The organism is Brachyspira sp. (assembly GCF_029258575.1).
Classification (GTDB): Bacteria; Spirochaetota; Brachyspiria; order Brachyspirales; family Brachyspiraceae; genus Brachyspira.
In genome coordinates this window covers 1-17,726 of the sequence record NZ_JARHYI010000127.1, presented here as the reverse complement: position 1 = coordinate 17,726, position 17,726 = coordinate 1, and the positions used below count along the sequence as shown (strand labels likewise).

17 protein-coding genes, 1 tRNA gene and 2 pseudogenes are annotated in these 17,726 nt (G+C 28.0%); 17 read left to right on the top strand and 3 right to left on the bottom strand.

Features of this window, described 5'->3' with window-relative positions:
* Positions 1-279: 279 nt before the first annotated feature.
* Genes metG through Q1J76_RS09945 form a run of 3 tightly spaced genes read left to right on the top strand, consistent with a single transcriptional unit; the run spans position 280 to position 3,667 of the window.
* Entirely contained in the window at positions 280-2,235 is a 1,956-nt protein-coding gene (gene metG / locus Q1J76_RS09955; protein WP_300369921.1) for a methionine--tRNA ligase, read from the top strand.
* 25 nt (positions 2,236-2,260) lie between these two features.
* Positions 2,261-3,025, top strand: a complete 765-nt coding sequence (locus tag Q1J76_RS09950) for a cell division protein FtsQ/DivIB (RefSeq protein WP_300369920.1) — start codon at positions 2,261-2,263, stop codon at positions 3,023-3,025.
* 42 nt (positions 3,026-3,067) lie between these two features.
* Positions 3,068-3,667: a GDSL-type esterase/lipase family protein gene (locus tag Q1J76_RS09945; protein WP_300369919.1), complete on the top strand. Its 600-nt coding sequence runs from the start codon at positions 3,068-3,070 to the stop codon at positions 3,665-3,667.
* On the opposite strand, the gene Q1J76_RS09940 is transcribed toward Q1J76_RS09945, so the two are convergent.
* Complete coding sequence (locus Q1J76_RS09940; protein WP_300369918.1) at positions 3,659-3,943, bottom strand: tetratricopeptide repeat protein; 285 nt, start codon at positions 3,941-3,943, stop codon at positions 3,659-3,661. The genes Q1J76_RS09945 and Q1J76_RS09940 overlap by 9 nt on opposite strands.
* A gap of 107 nt (positions 3,944-4,050) precedes the next feature.
* Here Q1J76_RS09940 and Q1J76_RS09935 point away from each other — a divergent pair, with 107 nt between their 5' ends.
* From Q1J76_RS09935 to Q1J76_RS09890, 10 genes are all read left to right on the top strand, one after another.
* Positions 4,051-5,268: an MFS transporter gene (locus Q1J76_RS09935; protein ID WP_300369917.1), complete on the top strand. Its 1,218-nt coding sequence runs from the start codon at positions 4,051-4,053 to the stop codon at positions 5,266-5,268.
* A gap of 312 nt (positions 5,269-5,580) precedes the next feature.
* Positions 5,581-6,078, top strand: a complete 498-nt coding sequence (locus tag Q1J76_RS09930; RefSeq protein ID WP_300369916.1) for a rubrerythrin family protein — start codon at positions 5,581-5,583, stop codon at positions 6,076-6,078.
* A gap of 54 nt (positions 6,079-6,132) precedes the next feature.
* Positions 6,133-6,873: an MIP/aquaporin family protein gene (locus Q1J76_RS09925; protein WP_300369915.1), complete on the top strand. Its 741-nt coding sequence runs from the start codon at positions 6,133-6,135 to the stop codon at positions 6,871-6,873.
* Positions 6,874-6,932: 59 nt separating this feature from the next.
* The gene (gene glpK / locus Q1J76_RS09920; protein WP_300369914.1) at positions 6,933-8,417 is read left to right on the top strand and encodes a glycerol kinase GlpK; all 1,485 of its coding nucleotides are present in this window, start codon (positions 6,933-6,935) and stop codon (positions 8,415-8,417) included.
* 88 nt (positions 8,418-8,505) lie between these two features.
* Positions 8,506-9,939: an NAD(P)/FAD-dependent oxidoreductase gene (locus Q1J76_RS09915; RefSeq protein WP_300369913.1), complete on the top strand. Its 1,434-nt coding sequence runs from the start codon at positions 8,506-8,508 to the stop codon at positions 9,937-9,939.
* A 2-nt stretch (positions 9,940-9,941) separates the two neighbouring features.
* Positions 9,942-11,216, top strand: a complete 1,275-nt coding sequence (locus tag Q1J76_RS09910; RefSeq protein ID WP_300369912.1) for an NAD(P)/FAD-dependent oxidoreductase — start codon at positions 9,942-9,944, stop codon at positions 11,214-11,216.
* A gap of 23 nt (positions 11,217-11,239) precedes the next feature.
* Positions 11,240-11,599 (top strand): DUF1667 domain-containing protein, encoded by a 360-nt coding sequence (locus Q1J76_RS09905; RefSeq protein WP_300369911.1) that lies wholly within the window; start codon positions 11,240-11,242, stop codon positions 11,597-11,599.
* Positions 11,600-11,712: 113 nt separating this feature from the next.
* On the top strand, positions 11,713-12,432 hold the full coding sequence (locus tag Q1J76_RS09900) for a DUF4241 domain-containing protein (RefSeq protein WP_300369910.1): 720 nt from the start codon (positions 11,713-11,715) through the stop codon (positions 12,430-12,432).
* Positions 12,433-12,827: 395 nt separating this feature from the next.
* Positions 12,828-13,739, top strand: coding sequence for a cysteine hydrolase family protein (locus Q1J76_RS09895; RefSeq protein WP_300369909.1), 912 nt, complete (start codon positions 12,828-12,830; stop codon positions 13,737-13,739).
* A 68-nt stretch (positions 13,740-13,807) separates the two neighbouring features.
* Positions 13,808-13,882: transfer RNA gene (locus Q1J76_RS09890), tRNA-Gly, on the top strand.
* Between the two features lie 508 nt (positions 13,883-14,390).
* Here Q1J76_RS09890 and Q1J76_RS09885 read toward each other — a convergent pair.
* Positions 14,391-14,903 (bottom strand): NUDIX hydrolase, encoded by a 513-nt coding sequence (locus Q1J76_RS09885; protein ID WP_300369908.1) that lies wholly within the window; start codon positions 14,901-14,903, stop codon positions 14,391-14,393.
* 101 nt (positions 14,904-15,004) lie between these two features.
* The gene (locus Q1J76_RS09880) at positions 15,005-15,811 is read right to left on the bottom strand and encodes a M55 family metallopeptidase (RefSeq protein ID WP_300369907.1); all 807 of its coding nucleotides are present in this window, start codon (positions 15,809-15,811) and stop codon (positions 15,005-15,007) included.
* Positions 15,812-15,947: 136 nt separating this feature from the next.
* On the opposite strand from Q1J76_RS09880, the gene Q1J76_RS09875 reads away from it, so the two are divergent.
* The 4 genes and pseudogenes from Q1J76_RS09875 to Q1J76_RS09860 all read left to right on the top strand — a co-directional run.
* Complete coding sequence (locus Q1J76_RS09875) at positions 15,948-16,070, top strand: hypothetical protein (protein WP_300369906.1); 123 nt, start codon at positions 15,948-15,950, stop codon at positions 16,068-16,070.
* A pseudogene (locus tag Q1J76_RS09870) lies at positions 16,030-16,685 on the top strand (DNA methyltransferase); the annotation flags it as partial. The gene Q1J76_RS09875 and the pseudogene Q1J76_RS09870, both read left to right, overlap by 41 nt.
* A 108-nt stretch (positions 16,686-16,793) precedes the next feature.
* Positions 16,794-17,588: a DUF2971 domain-containing protein gene (locus Q1J76_RS09865; protein WP_300369904.1), complete on the top strand. Its 795-nt coding sequence runs from the start codon at positions 16,794-16,796 to the stop codon at positions 17,586-17,588.
* Positions 17,578-17,726: pseudogene (locus tag Q1J76_RS09860) on the top strand (tyrosine-type recombinase/integrase); the annotation flags it as partial. The gene Q1J76_RS09865 and the pseudogene Q1J76_RS09860, both read left to right, overlap by 11 nt.

Below are 17,726 nucleotides of genomic sequence, written 5' to 3'. Positions count from 1 at the left end.
TTTTTATTTTAATATATATATATATATATATATATATATATTAAAATAAAAAAATGGACATATTATTTGGTTTTTACATAAAAATCATATCTAATCTTGCTATTTATTAATCATTTTTTTTAATATTTATTAGATAATTATTATAGGATTTATATTTAATTTTATTTAAGAAAATATAACATGTATTAATTTTTTTTTCACTTTACAAAAATATCTAATTTTAGTATAATGATTTTGTTTTTTAATATCTAAATATATGACTAAAATGGAGGCATACAGATGACAGATAAAAAGTTTTATATAACAACTCCAATATACTATCCTTCAGATTATTTACATATAGGGCATTGTTACTGTACTATAGCTGCAGATACTATGGCTAGATATAAGAGGATAATGGGATATGATGTTTATTTTTTAACAGGTACTGATGAGCATGGAGAGAAAATAGCTAGAAAAGCCGAGGCTGCAGGTACTACTCCTAAGTCTTATGTTGATAATATTGTTAATGCCACCAAAGAATTATGGAAAAAGCTTTCTATTGATTATAGTCATTATATAAGAACAACAGATGATTATCATGAGAGAAGAGTACAGAAGATATTTAAAATACTTTATGATAAAGGTTTTATTTATAAAGGTTCATATAAGGGTCTTTACTGTGTAAGTGATGAGGCATTTTTTACAGAAAGTCAGGTTATAAAAAAAGATGATGGAAAATGCTATTGCCCAGACTGTGAAAAAGAATTAGAGTACAAAGAGGAAGAATGTTATTATCTTAAGCTTTCAGAATACGGACAATGGCTTATAGATTATTATAATGAGCATCCTGAATTTTTGGAGCCTAAAGAGAGGAAAAATGAAATGCTTAAAAATTTCCTTCTTCCTGGGCTTGAAGATTTAGCTGTTAGCCGTAAGGGTTTGCAATGGGGTATACCTTGTCCTGTTGATAGCGAGCATAGTATATATGTATGGATTGATGCTTTATCAAATTATATAACAGCATTGGGTTATCCTGAAGATGAACAGGAGGATTTGTATAAAAAATATTGGCCTGCAGATGTACATTTTGTAGGTAAGGAGATAGTTCGTTTTCATGCGGTTATATGGCCTATAATGCTTAAAATGCTTGATATACCTCTTCCTAAGAAGGTATACGGACATGGCTGGGTGCTTTTTGATGATGGTAAAAAAATGAGTAAAAGCAGGGGGAATGTTGTTGATCCTAATACTTTGATAGATAAATACGGAGTTGATGCTTTAAGATATTTCCTTATGAGAGAGATTAATTTTGGTTCTGACGGATATTATTCTCAGGAGCTTTTATTAAAAAGAATAAATAGCGATTTGGCTAATGATTATGGTAATTTATGGCATAGAATAACTACTATGCTTGGAAAATATTTTAATGGTATTCTTCCTGATGAGGTTGAAAGTGTTTACGGAGATAGAGAGAAGGAACTTAAAAAAATGGTTCTTACTCTTGATGCTAATGTAGAATATGCTTTAGATAGTTTTAAATTTCATGAGGCATTATCATATATTTGGGAAGTTATAAGAATGACTAACAAATATGTAGAGGAAAGCACTCCTTGGAATTTAGCTAAAGATGAAGCTAAAAGGGATCATTTAGCTAATGTAATGTATATATCATTTCAAGTATACTATATTGTTACAGCATATTTACAGATATTTTTTATCGATACTCCTAAAAAGGTATTTAATAGATTAGGTTTAGGAGATAGCGTTTCTTTAGAAAGTGCTAAGCAATGGGGTTCTTTAAATGCTGGAATAAAAGTAGAAAAAGGTGAGCCTTTATTCAATAGATATGATATAGAAAAAGAGATAGGAACAACTATAGAAGAAAATAAAAAGCATGTTAATCCTCCTAAAGAAGATAAGCATAAACCTAATATAGAAAAAGAAGATTTTGATAAATTAGAATTATTAACTGCCAAAGTATTAGTAGCTGAAAAGGCAGAAAATGCTGATAAGCTTTTGAAATTTGTACTTGATATAGGCGGAGGCGAACAGAGAGTAGTAGTTTCTTCTATTGCTGAGTATTATAAGCCTGAAGAGATGGTTGGAAAAACTGTGCTTTATTTAGCTAATTTGAAGCCTAAAAAATTCAGAGGTATTACTTCTCATGGTATGCTTCTTTTGGCTGATAATGGAGAAACTTTTTCTGTTATGAGACCTGAAAAAGATTTTGATGCTGGATGTGAAGTCAATTAAATATTAAGATATTAAACTTACAATAATGAAAGATTTTAAAGAAAGCAAACTTAGAAAAAAGTTGAAAAAAAATAAACTTACCGATAAGCAGAAAAGTATAATAAAAAAAATAATCATATTTTTTGTTTTTATCATTATAATATTAAGCTGCATCATAATTATAAATAAAGCAAGAATATTGAGAGTTGAGATAAGAGGATTAGAATATTTAAATCCTATAGATATTATGGAAGAGGCTAATCTTTCAAAATATAATAATATAAATATTTTCAATATTCCTAGAGAAGAAATAAAAAAAGACATAGAAAATAATCCAAGACTCAAATTAAGTAGCATAAAAATATCTTTTCCAGATTTGCTTATAATAAATGTTGTAGAAAGAGAAACATTATTTTTATTGGAATCTAGTTCTGGAATATATGAAATTACAGATGACAGTTATATTATAAAGAATGATTATATTCATAATTATGATGTTCCTTATATTACTGGTCTTACAATTAATCCTACAAATACTATTGTAGAAAATGATTATTCTAAATATTTATCTTCTGTTATATATGATTTAAAGACTAATCATAATGAGATATATAATTTAATATCAGAAATAAATGCTTATGGTAATGATTTGATACTTTATCCTAGAGGCTATCAGGTGCAGGTGATAATGGAAAAATATGTAAAGGTTGAGAAGTTTGTAGATTTGGCTGCTATATTAAAGACACTTCAGTATCAGGAGAATCAAACGCATAGAATAGATTTTAGATTTAAAGAGGCTATAGTTAATTAAAATAAATTTTTTAAAATGTCTTTTATATCGGAGTAATATATTATGAATATAATTTGTCTTGGAGATAGCACTACTTATGGATATATGATTTCAAGAAATAAAGTATGGTCTAATATTTTAAATTCCAAATTCACTGAAGATAATAAGGATATTAAATTTATTAATAAAGGCATTAATGGAGATATGATTTCTGGAATGCTTTCCCGTTTTGATATTGACTGCATAAATAATAATCCTGATAAAGTTATTTTAATGGCTGGAGTGAACGATATATTTACATGCAGATCTTTGGAAAAAATAAAAGATGATATGATAGGCATTATAAATAAAGCAATTAAAAATAATATAGATATAATAGTATTTAGTCCCATTCCATTCATTAAAAAGGCTTTTACATTCTTTGAAGCTTCTAATATGATTGATGAATTTGAAAATGTTTTAATTGAGTATATTGATTTTATAAAAAGTTACACAAAAGAAAATAATATTAAATATATAAATACATATGATATTTTTATTAATAATATTTTAAAATACAATAATTATTATGATATTTATTTTGACGGAGTTCATTTGAATGAGAACGGGCATCATTTATTTGCTTTAGAAATTTATAAAGAATTAAAATATTTATTAATTTAAATTATTATCATTATCTAATAGATTATTAAATACATTCATAAGTTCTATATGTTTATTATAATTGTATATATTATCTTCTTCGATTTTATTTCCCCCTTTTTCCATTTCTATATATGATTTCATAAGATTCCAGCCGAAATATGCTTCTATATTGTTATAATCTTCTTCTATAGATTTTTCATAATATTTTAGAGCTTTATCGTATTCTCCTGATTCTTCTTTTTCTTTTGCCAATTGTAAGTATTTTGACGAATTATTATTTTGTAAATTTTCCATAATTTTATTCCATTTTTTTATAAATATTATTCGATAAATTGTATATTATAATTGAATTTTTTTCAAAAATGGTATAGAACTAATTATCATTTTTTAGAGTTGTATTTATGTTATCTGATATTAATAAAATAAGTAATAATGAAAATATAGAAAATATAAAAGAAAAGAATCATTTATTTGCTGTAATTTCTTTGGTTTTATTAAGTTTTGCTTTGGGTACTAGCGAATTTATAGTAATAGGTGTTTTAACAGATATATCTGAAAGTTTAAAAATTACAGAGGTTATGGCTGGCAGTTTAGTATCTATGTTTGCTTTATCCTATTCTGTATGCACTCCATTTTCTGCGGCAATTGCTGGGAAATTCAATAGATTTCATTTTATAATATCAGCAGGTATTTTATTTATAATAGGTAATTATTTATGTTCATTGGCTTCTAATTATACTTTTTTAGTTATTATAAGAATGCTTATAGCTGTAATATCAGGAGCTTTAATATCAGTTTCAATTTCCTTTACTCCATATATAGTTCCAAAGGAAAAAAGACCTATGACAGTAGCTTGGATTTATTCAGGTTTTAGTATAGCCTCTATATTCGGGGTACCTATAGGAACCACTATAAGTTATAAATTCGGCTGGAGAGCATCATTTATATTTATATCTGTTTTCAGTATTTTAATACTTATTATGATGTTTATCACTTTACCTAGAAATACAGCTATTCATAAAGTAAAATTGATAGGTCAGTTTATTATATTTAAAGATATAAGATTTATATTAAGTATATTTACGATATTATTTGGAGCAGCATCTTCATATGTGCTTTATACTTACTTAAAACCTATTTTTTTGAATTATATACATATACCTAATAAATATATAAGTGTTGCATTACTTATATTTGGTATTACAGTTCTTTTCAGCAATCTTCTTTCAGGAAAATTGGCAGAAAATAATGGTGTATATAGATTGAGATATGTATTTATAATTCAGTTTTTATGCATGATAATTTTACCTTTTGCTTTAAATAATTATATAAGTTCTGTAATAGTTATTTTGATTATAGGTTTTTTGATGTATTTAATGAACTCTCCTGTTCAATTAAATGTATTAGATTTTACAGAAAAAGATTATCCGTCTTGTATTACTTTAGCATCTTCAAATAATTCATTTTCATTTAATTTTGGAATAGTATTGGGTTCTTTTGTAGGCAGCAGCATATTTTATAATTATGGATTAAAATGGGTTGGTTTTGGAGGAGCTGTTTTATCATTACTTGCTTTCTTATGTGTTGTTATTCTTCATAATAAAATGAAAAAAATATAACTTAAATATGTACAAAATGTTTGATTTTGATAAAAAATATTTTGTTATAACATATGTCTACATAGTATATGTATATCAACTATTATATTGTTAAATTATCAATTTAATATGAATTCATCAATAAATAATACATTTTATACCATAAGGTGGTATATGTATATTTATTACAATTAAAATAGATTTTATTTTAATTCAAAAATATTTTATTTTTTTATAAATTCAAAATATCTTTTTTATTTATTGGAATATATATTTAGTTAAGAAAATTTCTATACTAGTTAACATGAGATATAAAATTTTTAAGGAGGATATATGGATTTTAAAAAATCTAAAACATCAGAAAACTTAAAAACAGCTTTTATTGGAGAGGCTATAGCTAGATGCAAATATATGTACTATGCTGAAAAAGCCAGAGAAGAGGGTATGGAGAATTTAGCATTAGCTTATGAGAAGGCATCAAGAAATGAGCAGGAGCATGGTAAATTATGGTTTGAACGTTATCATGGAATATTATCTAAAGATGAAAATTTAAGAGATGCTATTGCTGGTGAGAATTATGAGTCTACAGAGATGTATTTGAATTTTGCTAAAACAGCTAAAGATGAAGGTTTTACAGATATAGCCATGCTTTTCGAACATGTTGCCAAAATAGAGGAAGGTCATAAAAAGATATTTGAACAATTTTTAGAAGGAAGTGAGGGTAATTTATCAAAATGGCAATGTCCTAAATGTGGATATGTTCATACTGAATCAAAGGCACCTAAAAAATGTCCTGTATGCGAACAATATAGAGTTGGGGGAGTAAATTAGAAAATATAGATAAAACACATATTAGAAAATTATTATTAATTGGAGGTAAAAATTATGTACAATAAAAGATATGAATTTTTAGCAGAAGTAATAGGTTCTATGATAATAGCATTATTTGGATTAGGAGTTGTTGCTTCTGTGGTTTTAGGAAATAATGGTACAGCTATAAATATACATATATCTTGGGGATTAGCAGTTACTTTTGGTATATATGCATCTGGTAAAATAAGCGGTGCTCATTTAAATCCCGCTGTTACATTAGCATTAGCAACAACAGGAAGATTTGAATGGTCTAAAGTTTGGTATTATATAGTAGCTCAAATGATAGGTTTTTTTATTGGGGCTGCTATAGTGTTTGCCGTTTATTATGGAAAATGGATAGAGGTAGATCCTACTTTTGAAACTACTGCAGGTGTATTCTCTACTTTCCCAGCTGTTTCAGGATTTTTATATGGATTTATAGATCAGGTTGTAGGTACATTTCTTTTGATGTTTTTAATACTAGCTTCAGGAGATGCTAATAATACGCCTGCTGGTGCTAATTTAGGTCCTATAATTGTAGGTTTAATAATAGTTGTTATAGGTACATCATTCGGATATATGCATGGATATGCTATCAATCCAGCTCGTGATTTAGCTCCTAGACTTTTTTCTGTAGTAGCAGGATTTAAAAATAACGGACTTACAGATGGCAGTAATATTTGGATAGTTCCTGTAATTGGTCCTATAATTGGAGGAGTTTTAGGAGCTATTACTTATGATATCACAATAGGAAAAATATTTTCAAAGAAATAAAAATTGAGAATATACAAAAATAAATTTAATAGTTATAAAATTAATAAAGGAGTTTAATTATGGCAAAATATGTAGTTGCAATAGATCAAGGTACAACAAGTAGCAGAGCTATAGTATTTGATTATAATCAGAATATGGTTTCTGTAGCACAAAAAGAGTTTACTCAAATTTACCCTCATGACGGCTGGGTTGAGCATAATGCTGCTGAGATTTGGGCTACTCAGTTTGGTGTTTTGCAGGAGGCTATACAGATTGCAGGAGTTAAGCCTGAAGAAATAGCTGCAATTGGTATTACTAATCAGAGAGAAACTACTGTTGTTTGGGATAAAAATACTGGAGAGCCTATCTATAATGCTATAGTTTGGCAATGCAGAAGAACTGCTCCTATATGTGATGAATTAAAGAAAAAGGGACTTGATACATATATAAGAGAAAATACAGGATTGGTAGTTGATGCTTATTTTTCTGGTACTAAAATCAAATGGATACTTGATAATGTGGCTGGTGCTAGAGAAAAAGCTAAAAAAGGAGATTTGCTTTTCGGTACTATAGATACTTGGCTTGTATGGAAACTCACAGGCGGAAAAGTTCATGTTACCGATTATACAAATGCTTCAAGGACTATGATATATAATATTAAGGACTTGAAATGGGACGAAAATATTTTAAGAGAATTAGATATACCTATGAGTATGCTTCCAGAGGTAAAAGATTCTTCATGCGTTTATGGATATGCTAATATTAATGGAAAGGAAGTACCTATATCTGGAATAGCAGGAGATCAGCAGTCAGCATTATTTGGACAGGCTGGATTTAATAAGGGTGATACAAAAAATACTTATGGTACTGGAAGTTTTATTCTTATGAATATAGGCGAGAATTTTATATTAAGTAAAAACGGACTTATCACTACAATAGGTATTGGATATAATGGAAAGATAGAATATGCTTTGGAAGGTTCTGTATTTATAGCTGGAGCTGTTATACAATGGGTACGCGATGAATTAAGACTTCTTCATGATGCTAAAGATACTGAATATTTCGCTACAAAAGTAAAAGATACTAATGGAGTTTATTTGGTTCCTGCATTTGTAGGACTTGGTGCTCCTTATTGGGATATGTATGCAAGAGGCTGTTTGGTAGGAATTACCAGAGGTGTTAATAGAAGTCATATAATAAGGGCGGCAGAAGAGGCTATTGCTTATCAGAGTAAAGATGTTATTGATGCTATGGTGGCAGACAGCGGAGTAAAATTATCTTCATTAAAAGTTGATGGTGGAGCATGCAGAGATAATTTCTTGATGCAGTTCCAATCTGATATTATTAATACAAAGGTTCTTCGTCCTGAAATTACAGAAACTACAGCTTTGGGTGCTGCTTATTTGGCTGGTCTTACAGTTGGTTTCTGGAAGGATAAAGAAGAGATTTCAAGCAAATGGAAATTAGAGAGAGAGTTTACTCCTTCACTTTCTGAAGAAGATAGTAATAAAAAATATATGGGATGGAAGAAAGCCGTTGAGAGATCAAGAGGATGGGCTTTATAATTAATCATTAATTAATGTATATGCATTATATATTTAATATACATATCATTAATTTTATAGAATTGCTAATTAAAAAGAGGAATATATTATGTATGATATATTGATAATAGGTGCAGGAGTATCAGGTACTTCATCAGCCCGCGAACTTTCAAGGTATAAAGCAAGTATATGTGTGCTTGAAAGGGGAGAAGATGTTTGTTCTGGTACTTCAAAATCTAACAGCGGAATAGTGCATGCTGGATTTGATGCAAAAACAGGTTCTCTTATGGCTAAATTAAATGTACTTGGCAATAAGATGATGAAAAAGATAGCTGAGGATCTTGATGTAGCTTTTAAGCAGAATGGATCTTTAGTGGTATGCACTAATGAAGAGGATATACCTAATTTGCAGGATATATATGACAGGGGAATTAAAAACGGAGTTGAGGGACTGCAGATATTAAATAGAGAAGAGGTTCATGAAAAAGAGCCTAATCTTAATGATAATGTATGTGCTGCTTTATATGCTCCTACAGGCGGTATAGTTGATCCTTTCATTTTGAATATTGCTTATGCTGAAAATGCTTATGCTAATGGAGTTGAGTTTAAATTTAACACTGAAGTAATTAATATTAAAAAACTTTCTGATGGTACTTTTGAAGCTGAAACTAATAATGGTATTATAAAAGCTAAATATATAGTTAATGCTGCAGGAGTTTATGCAGATAAGTTTCATAATATGATGAGTGAAAATAAAATACATATTACTCCTAGAAGAGGTGATTATATTCTGCTTGATAATGAAGTGGATAATTTGGTAACTTCTACAATATTTGCACTTCCTACAAAATTGGGTAAGGGTATTTTGGTAACTCCTACAGCACATGGAAATATAATGCTTGGACCTACTGCTATAGATATAGAGGATAAAGAGGGACTTAATACTACAGCTGAAGGGATTGCTCAGATTATAGAGAAATCTAAAATGACAGTTAAAAATATTCCTTATAATAAGGTTATTACTTCCTTTTGTGGGCTTCGTCCTCATGAGGATAATCATGAATTTATAATTAAAGAGCTTGAAGACTGCGAAGGATTTTTCGACTGTGCAGGTATAGAATCTCCCGGACTTGTTTCTTCTCCAGCCATAGGTGTTATGGTTGCCGATATCGTTAGTAAAAAGGCTAATCTTGAAAAGAAAGAAAATTTTATAGAAAAGAGAAAAGGAATAACTCATTTTACTGCTCTTTCCAATGATGAGAAAAATAAGCTTATAAAAGAAAATCCTTTATATGGACATATAATATGCAGATGTGAAAAGGTTACTGAAGGAGAGATAATAGAAGCTATAAAAAGCCCTATAGGAGCTAAATCTATAGACGGAGTAAAGAGAAGAGTAAGGGCAGGGCTTGGAAGATGTCAGGGAGGATTCTGTTCTCCTAAAATAATAGAGATATTGGCACGAGAACTTAATGTTTCTCCTATAACTATTACTAAATGTGGTAAGGGTTCTGAAATAGTTATCGGATATGATAAGGAGTAAATATGCAGTGTTATGATGTTGTTGTTATAGGTGGAGGTCCTGCTGGGCTTGCTGCTGCCATTTCTGTAAAAGAAAATGGTATAGATAATTTACTTATGCTAGAAAGAGATGAGGTTCTCGGAGGCATACTTAATCAATGCATACATAATGGTTTTGGACTTCATAGATTTGGAGAGGAGCTTACAGGTCCTGAATATGCATATAAATTTATAGAAAAACTTATAGATTTAAATATCAATTATAAACTTAATACTATGGTTTTGGATATCATAGTTAATAATGATAAAACTAAAAAAATTACTTATATAAATAAAGATGAAGGTGTAATTGATATTAATGCTAAAGCTGTGATACTTGCTATGGGATGCCGTGAGCGTTCAAGAGGGGCTTTGAATATACCTGGATACAGACCTGCTGGAATATTCTCTGCTGGTGCTGCTCAGCATTTAGTTAATATTGAAGGTTATATGCCTGGCAAGGAAGTTGTTATACTTGGTTCTGGAGATATTGGACTTATTATGGCTAGAAGAATGACTTTCGAGGGTGCTAAAGTTAAAGTGGTTGCTGAGATACTTCCTTTTTCTGGTGGGCTTAAAAGAAATATAGTTCAATGTTTGGACGATTTCGCAATACCTCTTAAACTCAGTCATACTGTTATTGATATTAAAGGAAAGGAAAGATTGGAAGGTGTTACTATAGCTAAGGTTGATGAGAATATGAAGCCTATTAAAGGTACTGAAGAATATTATTCATGCGATACTTTGCTTTTATCCGTTGGGCTTATACCAGAAAATGAGCTTTCAAAAGAGATTGGAGTGGAGATTAATAATATAACTTCAGGTCCTATAGTTAATGAAAGTTTAGAAACTAATATTGACGGAGTATTCTCATGCGGTAATGTACTTCATGTTCATGATTTGGTGGACTTTGTTTCTGAAGAGGCTGAAACTGCTGGTAAGAGTGCTGCTGATTATGTATTGAAAAATAAAAGAAGAGATGATAAAAACTCTATTTTATTAAAGGGTTCTAATGGAGTGAGATATACTGTGCCTTCTATGATTAATGCTGATAATGTTGATGATTATGTTATGGTGAGATTTAGAGTTTCTAATATATTTCATAATAAATTTTTGAATGTTTATTTTGACGGCGAGAGAGTAATACATAAAAAACATTTGATATTTGCTCCTGGAGAAATGGAAACTATTAAACTCGATAAAGCTATGCTTTCAAAAGAGGGCTTAAAAAATATTGAGTTTAAGATAGAGGATAATTAATATTTAATACCTAAGGATTTTATATGGAAAAAAAGGAATTAACTTGTATATGCTGTCCTATGGGCTGTGCTTTGACTGTAGAATTAGACGGAAGTAAAGTTGTGGATATAAGTGGTAATACTTGCAAAAGAGGCGATACTTATGCCAGAGATGAGGTTGTACGTCCTGTGAGAATGATTACTTCTATAGTAAGAGTTAAAAACGGAAAATTAAAGATGCTTCCTGTAAAAACTAAAGAGCCTATTGATAAATCAAGAATCAATGAATGTTTAGAGGCTTTAAAAAAGATAGAAGTTCAAGCACCTATTAATATAGGGGATACTGTACTTCGTAATGTTACAGGAGTTGATATTATAGCAACTAGAAATGTAGAGTCTGTTTAAATATTGTTTTATTTACACAAAATTATAGGCATTGTTATATACAATGCCTTTTTTATTTGTTTTTATTCTTTTTTTATAGTATATTATTAATAATAAAATATTCGGAACTGTGTATGGATAAGAATTTTAAAGAACAATTTTATAAGGTAAAACATTTACTTATGCCTAGTTTTGATTTGGATAAGGGTTTTCAGGATAAAAAATTTAATGATATTGAACTTGATATATTAGATATTGGAGAGGTTAATTTATCAAGCGGAAAATTAATAGCATGCGATCCTTTAGCTTATTTATATGATAATGATATAGAATCTTTTATTCAAACTGTGAAAGTAGGTAAATATAAAGTTTCACTTCTTATAATAAAAGATGAAGAGAGAATTGCTATGGCTAAAATTTCTTTCTCTGATAATAAGCCTAAAACTTATGAACTTGCTGTTACAGGAGAAGAAGATTTATCTGAAGTGCAAGAAGGAGAGTTTTTCGGCTATCCTGTTGATGCTGGTATGGGATGTGTATGTGATTATGATACTGCTAAAAAATATTTAGAATATGAAAAAAAACTTGAGGAAGAGAGTAACGGAGATTTTGATAATAGATATGATGATTTATTTTCTGATCTATTAGAGGATAATGCCAAAAAAAATCCTAAATATCAATCTGAATATGGTGATTGGTTTAATTGGAATGTACCTGAAAGTGATTCTAATATAGTGTTATTTACAAGCGGTTATGGAGATGGATATTATCCTTCATATTTTGCTTATGATGAAAATAATGATATATGTGCTTTTTATACTTTATTTATAGATTTGCAAGATGAAGAAGAATAATAAACAATAATTTCCATTAATGATAAAGTATTTTTTATATAAAAGCTTTAATAATAAAAGCTTTTATATTATGCTACTTTTTGTATGGGTATAATAATGATACATCTTAAAGTACCTCAAAAAGTTTTTGATACAATAAACAGAGTATATCTGAATGTTAAAATATTAGTATATCAATGCAGAATATCGGAGTGTATGAAGTTAAATTAATTAATAGTACTTCTATAGATAGAAATAGAAGATTATTATATGAAAAATCTAATTAATATTTTGTAAATTTTTAAATAAAATAGTACTCTTATTAATTTTAAGTCTCCTTTTTTATTTTTAATTATTTACTTTTAAAAAGAAAATTTATATAATATCATCATAAATAAATAATTAGGACTTATCATATGTCAATAAAAATACCTTATGAAAAAATAGTAAATGAAGATTATATAGGTAAAGAGATTAACCCTATAAATCAGCAGGAAATTTACAGTTTGGCACAGGAATGCAGCAATGAAGTCATAAGAGATTTCAAAGATGAAGGAATTAATTTACTGATAGTTGATCCTCAAAGGGATTTTGTGGATACTGAAAAAGGGGCATTACCTGTAAAAGGTGCGGTAGATGATTTAAAAAGAATAATAAGATTTATATATGATAATATAAGCAGACTTTCAGCTATTTATGTTACATTGGATACTCATAGATATGATTCTATATTTCATCCTATTATGTGGAGAGATTATGATAATAAACCTATTTCCCCGTTTACTGAGGTAACTTTAGAAAAAATAGAGAACGATGAAATAATAGCAGTTTATGATGAAGGTATACAAATAGACTATGTAAAAAAATTGAAATGGCAGAAGAGTCAGAATTTAATGATATGGCCTTATCATTGCATATATGGTTCTGATGGCTGGCTTATAGATAAACAGCTTTCTAATATACTTTTATTTTTTGAAGCATCAAGAAGAATTTATATTAATAAAATTTTGAAAGGTCAGGATAATTTTACTGAGATGTACGGTGTAATAAGACCTGAAGTTATTACAGAGTACGCTAAAGAATATGATATATCTTGGGTTTATGATATAGGAAATGCTGATAAAATATATATATGCGGAGAGGCAAAAGATTATTGCGTTTATGAAAGTGTAAAACAATTCTGTGAGATATACAGTAATGAAAGAAATGTAACAGAAACTATAAATGTTATGATGAATTGCTGTAGTGCTATAGGCGATAATGTTCAATGCGATAAAAAATATGAAGAGCTTTCCAAAGAACATGGTATAAAACTGATTAATATATAATAAAAAAGTATCAATTTTACTATTGCTTTTTTTTATTAGTATGCTATAATACTAGAACTTAAAATTCCGCGGGCGTCGTATAATGGTTATTACCTTAGACTTCCAATCTAAAGATGACGGTTCGATTCCGTTCGCCCGCTCCATTATTAATTTCTAATATAAAAACTTACTTACATTTCAATATCTTCTCTTTTGTTATATTATTATTATCTTTTGATTGTTTGATTATGGTAAATGACTTTTTTATTTCTTTGTATATTGTTTTATAAAAATACAGACTATTTACTTTTATATCATTTGAAAAGAAATTCAAATTTATATAATGATTTCACTCTATAAAATAAACATTATTAGGTATATCATTATATAAAAAATAATCTTGGCAAGCTCTATTATACTATTAAGATTAAAAAGTCCTGTACTGTCTAATATAGTAAACTGCCACAATCTGGATATATTTTCTAATATACTTGGAATTAAATTACTCCAAATATATGAATTATCCTTTTCATAAATAGAAATGCCTTCATCTCCATCTGGAAAATGCCTGAATATAATATTCTGAAATTATTAAAACTTATGCTGTAATTTTAAAGATTAGTTTTTTAATGGTATAAGTTTTGCCTCTACTGTAAGTATCAATACTTTAATTTATATTCTTTTATTTTTTAGCTTATCATAAATATCATAAAAATATCTTATAGAAGAAATAATCTCTCCACTTTCGCACATCTGTAAATATTTATCTCTATTCACAATCATTACATTACTTACTTCATTTTCCTGTAATATCAAATCATTTATATTTATATCTCTTTTGAACATAAAAGAATCTACTATCGTATTAGAAAACTCCAATATAAAAGAAGTTAAAAATATACCTTCTTCTTTTTTGAATTCAAGTCCTATTTCCTCTTTGAGTTCTCTAACCGCTCCGTCAATACTATCCTCGCCTGCAAGTATAGAACCTTCAGTACATTCCCACATATTAGGGCATATTTTTTTACTGCTATGTCTTTTTGTTATTATAACTTCATCATTGCTATTAACAACCCAAGCATGTATAACTATATGATAATCATTTTTATTTAGAGGCATTCCTCTTTGATGAAATCTTCCTGTTTTATTTTTGTTTTTATCATAAATATCCCAAATCTCTGACATAAGTATTTTCCATAAATATAATTTATATAATATAAAAAAGCCCTCTTAAAAGATTTTTAAGAAGGCTTTTATAAGTTATCGGATTATTGTATTATATTATTTTATAATATAAATTTCAAGGCTCTTAGCACCTCATAATAGTCATTATTTTCAAAAATTACTGTAGTATCATTAATTTTTTTTGCTCCCGGATAGAATGATACCTTATGAGCGTAGCCATGTTCTTTATAGCATACTTCCAATTTAAAATTGTTAGGAAGTTTTAACAATTTGCCTTTAAAATCCAGACTCAAAGCCTCTTTAGTTTTTTCTTTAATCATCTTAACCATCAAATTAGGAGAATAATTGATAGTAGAATAACCTATACCCTCTTTTACAGGAAGAGTTATCAAATTAGGGTGATTAGGATTCATTTTCAAGGCTTCCTCGCATAAACCCTTATCTCCAGACAAAAAAACTGTAGGTACTTTTCTATAAGCTGCCGCATAGCTGAAAAACATAAACTCGCTTGCAAGCACTTCATTAAGCTTAACATAAACATTTCTGGTATTCATAGTATGAGAAAGCGGATTATTGCCTATAGACGCTGCATTATGATATCCTATAAACATAACAGCATCAAAGCTCTCATCAATACCCTCTATCATAGAATAAGGATCGCCGCTCCATCTTCTATGTATCTTTACACATTCAGGCAAAGCTGTCTGATCTATATTCATAGCAGAGTCATGGGCATCTTTTACAAATATTTCTTTTGCTCCTGCTTCAATAGCACCTTCACATGCTGCATTAACTTCTTTAGTCATTTGTAAAGCATGCTCTTTATAAGTTAAACTTCCAGCATCGGTATCGGGCCATTGTGTAGTTGTAGTAATTCCTTCTATATCTGCACTAATAAAAACTTTCATTATCATTCCTTTAATATTTAAAAATTTATTTTAATGATTAAAGACTATATTATATTTTCTATTTTATTCAATATACTATTTTTAAGTTTTTATAAAAATATGATATAATATAAAAATATAATAGGAGTTGATATTTATGGCTAATTTATCTTGGAATGAAATAAAAAACAGAGCTTTGGATTTTCAAAAGAAATGGGAAAATGAAAAAAGAGAAAATGCAGAAAAGCAAACTTTTTATAATGAATTTTTTGAAGGGTAACTTCTTAATTATATCATACAGAGAAATAAGACAATTAGAAATAGATATATTAACAGAGATTTATAAAGAGGATTTAAAAGACGGAATATTGTATATAGATATTTCAAATTTATCTTTGATAGATGTTGATAATTTTTACGGCATAGAGATAAATGAATTCCCCGCAAAGATTGCTGAAGTTGCTTTATGGCTTATGGATCATTTAATGAATTTAAAACTATCTGTAAAGTTTGGAATGGCATTTGAAAGAATACCATTAAAAAAATCTGCAGTTATAAAAAATGAAAATGCTTTAATGATTGATTGGAAAAATATAATAGATATAAAAGAGCTTTCGTATATACTCGGAAATCCTCCTTTTGTGGGTGCTAGAATGAAAAGCAAAGAACAAAGTGAGGAAATGAAAAAAGTATTTAATAATATGAAAGGATATGGCGATTTAGACTATGTAAGTGCTTGGTATAAAAAGTCGGCAGAGTTTATAAAAGGTACAAAAATAAAAGTCGCTTTTGTTTCAACCAACTCTATAACGCAGGGTACACAGGTGAGCATATTATGGGAGAACATTATAAAAGACTGCGGAGTGCAATACATTTTGCCCATAGAACTTTTGAATGAAATAATGAAGCGAAAGGCAAGGTACATAAAAAAGAAGAATATGGTAAATGTGTAGATATAATAAGAAATATATTATCAGTATTTGAATATCCCAAAACTTATAGATTGGTTAGGGCATTTTTAGAAATAAAAGATGAAAATATAAAAAATAATAATATAGAACTTTTTAATGATATTGTAAAAAAAATAAATATCGAATTTCAATTATTTAATAGAAAAATTAATAAAATTAGTTTATTTAATTATATAAAAATTAATACAAATACAATATCAACTATTATAAATGATAATATATGGCTAAGTAATACAAATAGTTTTAATGACCCTATTGATCCGATTATAAAAACTAAAAGTATATTAAACGATTATCAAAATTTATTAGATAGAATCAAAATAGCTTGTTTGACTACACATAACAATAATACTTTAATGTGGAGTCATTATGCTGATAAACATCAGGGTATTTGCATAGAATATGATTTTAATAGTATAAATAATTATACCATTAAAAAAGTTTTATATAAGAATACTATTATGAAAAGTAATAGAATTGTAAATATTTTTGAAAGAATAGAAGATTTTAAAACAGAAAAATATTATATAAAATCATTTATAGATTTATTTTGTATAAAAGCAAAAGAATGGAAATATGAAAATGAATATAGAATAATATATGACGATAAAGAAAAAAACAAAAATGGTATATTGAAACCAGCCATTATAAAAAATATATACTTTGGTATAAAAACTCCAGAACAAGATAAAAAACTTATATCAAATATTATTAAATGTAAAAATGAAATAAATAAAAATACTAATTATATAAAACTTTATGAATCTTACTTAGATGATAATGAGCTTTTTAAGATTAATATAAAGCCTTATAAACATGGCTTCTAAAAATAATAATCAATTAATATCACAAAATAATAATATAATAAGTCAAGAGCAAGCTGCTATTTTAGTAAAACAAGCTAACTACTTGAATATACTTGACTATATGAAAGAAGAGCAGCTTATTAAACAGATAGATTATGA